The organism is Bradyrhizobium sp. P5_C11_2 (assembly GCF_054049755.1).
In genome coordinates, this window is record NZ_JBFULT010000736.1 from 1 (window position 1) to 3,053 (window position 3,053).

The 3,053-nt window shown below is 65.0% G+C and carries 3 protein-coding genes; 2 read left to right on the forward strand and 1 reads right to left on the reverse strand.

The genetic code is table 11. From position 1 onward, the window contains the following. Window positions 1-208, reverse strand: a 208-nt coding sequence (locus ACXJL8_RS37735) for a DUF1275 family protein (protein WP_456686681.1), incomplete at its 3' end; no start/stop codon positions are given. 134 nt (window positions 209-342) lie between these two features. Between ACXJL8_RS37735 and ACXJL8_RS37740 the strand changes: the two genes are divergently transcribed. Together ACXJL8_RS37740 and ACXJL8_RS37745 are read left to right on the forward strand one after the other, a co-directional pair. Continuing rightward, window positions 343-2,031 carry an aspartate-alanine antiporter-like transporter gene (locus tag ACXJL8_RS37740; protein WP_456619972.1) on the forward strand — a complete coding sequence of 563 codons (1,689 nt, stop codon included), beginning with the start codon at window positions 343-345 and terminating at the stop codon, window positions 2,029-2,031. A gap of 11 nt (window positions 2,032-2,042) precedes the next feature. Then, window positions 2,043-2,930, forward strand: coding sequence for an alpha/beta hydrolase family protein (locus tag ACXJL8_RS37745; RefSeq protein WP_456619971.1), 888 nt, complete (start codon window positions 2,043-2,045; stop codon window positions 2,928-2,930). Window positions 2,931-3,053: the final 123 nt, after the last annotated feature.

Below are 3,053 nucleotides of genomic sequence, written 5' to 3' on the forward strand. Positions count from 1 at the left end.
GGACAAAGTGGAGCGCCTTCGTCCAGTCGCCGATCGAACCATAGACCCACAGCAGGACGAGATTGGCGGTCTGCGCGTTAGCCATCACGCCATGGACGATCCACGTATAGGCGTCGAGATAGCCACCGGCGAAGGCCAGCAGCAGCGCGATCGGTACYGTTTCGTCGCGGCGTATCGACGAAGCAGCTGTGGTATCCATCGTGCTCATGTCCGAGACGCCGGGTTCTGCAATCCTGCACGGCTCCACAGGGAGCGGCGTGCCGGCGGCAAGGATTGATCTGGATCAAGCATCGCCGGGTTTCACCAACCAGATTTGGCGCACATTGCTGGAAGGCATGCGCCATGAGCACGGTCAGGTGGATCATCTCCACCGCTCCGGAAATCTTCCTGCTGCTGTCGGTCGCGCTCGGCACCATTCTTGGCCGTGTCCGGGTCCACGGCTTTGCGATCGGCACCACGGCGTGCACGCTCATCGTGGCTGTCCTGATCGGGCAGCTCGGCACCTTCACGTTTCCGTCCCTGCTGCGGATCATTCTCTTCAGCCTGTTCGTGTTCACGATCGGCTACCGGTCGGGTCCGGAGTTCTTTGCCTCGCTGAGCATCCGAACCTTGGCGCAGGTTGCGCTCGCGCTCGTGCTTGGAGCCACCGGCCTCGTCGTCGTTCTCATATTTGCCAATGCGTTCGCGCTCGGTCCCGGCACCGCTTCGGGTCTTGCTGCGGGAGCCCTGACGCAATCCTCAGTCATCGGCACGGCGTCCGGCGCGCTGGCCCAGCTCGGGCTCGCCAAGGATGCGCTGGAGCAGCAGGAGGCGAACATCGCCGCCGGCTATGCCGTGACTTACGTCCTTGGTTACATCCTTACGCTTCTGTTCGTGCCGTTTGTCGCGCCGAGGCTGATGCAAATCGATCTAAAGGCGGAAGCCGCGAAGCTGGAAGCGGAGCTGTCGGGAGGAAATCCGCCGCAGACTGAAAACCTGCACTATCGAAAATTCCAGGCTCGCGCCTATCGGGTGTCGACAGCGGCCGGACGGACCGTCGGCGCTGTCGAAGGCGAGATCGGCAGCCGCAGCGTAATCGAGCGGATCGTGCGCCGGGGCGTCGATGTCGAGCCGCATCGCGACACCGTTCTTGAAGCGGACGACGATATCGTCATCGCGGGACGAACCGCGGCCATCGTCGCTGCAAAACCGATCATTGGCGCCGAAATCGACGCCGACGAGATCCTGAAGGCCCTTCCCGGCAATGTGGCCGATGTCCTCGTCGACAACCGCAAGCTCCATGGCTGCTCGGTCAAGGACGTGGCCGAACGCGTGGGCGACAACGCGCGCGGCGTCTTCCTGCGCAGGTTGACGCGGATGGAACGCGAGGTGCCCTTGAGCGCGGACACCCGCGTCTATGTCGGCGACGTCATGACGCTGGTCGGCAGCACCCGCAACATCGAGCGCGCCGCTACCCATGTCGGACAGATCCTGCGCTCCGAAGATCGTACCGACATTGCATTCCTTGCCGCGGGCATCGCCGTGGGCCTGCTCGCCGGTCTCGCGAGCGTCAAGATCGGGTCGGTGCCCCTGACACTGGGCGGTGGCGGCGGCGCCCTGATTGCAGGGCTGTTCTGCGGCTGGCTGCGGTCACGACGGCCGACGCTGGGTGCAATGCCGCCCGCAGCGCAGCAGACGCTGAGCGATCTCGGGCTTGGAGGCTTCATCGCGGCGATCGGGCTCGGCAACGGCCATGCGGCCTGGGTCGCGATCCAGTCGCACGGCATGCTGCTGGTCGGCATGGGCCTCGTCGTCACGCTGGTGCCGCTGATCGTGACGACCTTGTTTGCTCATCGCGTGCTGCACATGAATCCGGTCATCATCTGTGGCGCGCTGGCCGGCGCTATGACGGTCGACGCCGCCGTGACCGGGGCCTGCGAGGTTGCCGAGAGCCAGACGCCGGTGCTCGGCGTCGCCGTGCCCTACGCCGTCGGCAACGTGGTCCTGACCGTGCTCGGCCCGATCATCGTGGCCAGCACCTTCGCCGCTTGAAGGAGGCACGTATGAATCTCCGCGATACACCGACGCTCGGGCCAATCGTGGCGGCGTTGCTCCTCCTGATCTGGCCGCTCGCTCCGGCGCGCGCCGAGGACAATGTTCCGATCCAGGAGGAGGTGTGGGCGCTGCCGCTGCCGCTTCCGATGTTCGCCTATGTGGCGCGGCCCGTCGGCGACGGTCCCTTCCCTCTGGCGATCATGAACCATGGCGTGTCGCTCAAACCGGTCGATCGCAGCTTCTTTCCGCTGGTGGAATTCCGCGACGCGGCGAAGTGGTTCGCCAAGCGCGGCTACCTCGTCGTGGCGCCGGTCGGCACCGGATATGGTGCAGCCGCCATCGACATTCCGGAACACGGGCTCTATGGGCCGTTCTTCTCGAAGGTCGGCAAGTGCACCAATCCGAACTTCCACGATGCCGGGCTTGCGGTGGCCCAGGCCGATCTCTGGATCATCGACTACATGGTTGCCGAGAAACGCGTCGTCCCGAAGGACGTCGTCGTCATCGGACAGTCCGCCGGCGGCTGGGCCTCGATCGCGTTGTCCAGCGTGAACCCGCCGCAGGTCAAAGCCATCATCACCTTCGCGGCGGGTCGCGGCGGACGCGTCGACGGCAAGCCCAACAACAACTGTGCGCCGGACAAGCTGGTCGAAGCGACCGCGGATTTCGGCCGAACCTCGCGGGTGCCGATGCTGTGGTTCTATATCGAGAACGACACGTTCTTCGGCCCGGCCCTGTCGAAGCGCATGCATGAGGCCTTCACCGCGGCCGGCGGCCGGGCCGAGTATCATTTGATGCCGCCCTTCGGCAATGAAGGGCATTTCTTCGTCGGCTCGCCCGACACGATCCCGATGTGGTCACCGCTCGTCGAACGATTTCTCGACGCGCAGAAATAGCCGCGGAGGCCGGCGCTTGGAGGCGCAATCATGATCAACCCAGCTTCAACGGCACGGCCCAGGCACGCGCGCGCCTGCCTGTCCATTGCATTGGTAGCGGCCATCGCCGGACCAGTCCCGGTC

Coding starts and splice junctions, on each gene's coding strand:
- ACXJL8_RS37740 (WP_456619972.1), top strand. CDS start 343: ATGAGCACGGTCAGGTGGATCATCTCCACCGCTCCGGAAATCTTCCTG.
- ACXJL8_RS37745 (WP_456619971.1), top strand. CDS start 2,043: ATGAATCTCCGCGATACACCGACGCTCGGGCCAATCGTGGCGGCGTTG.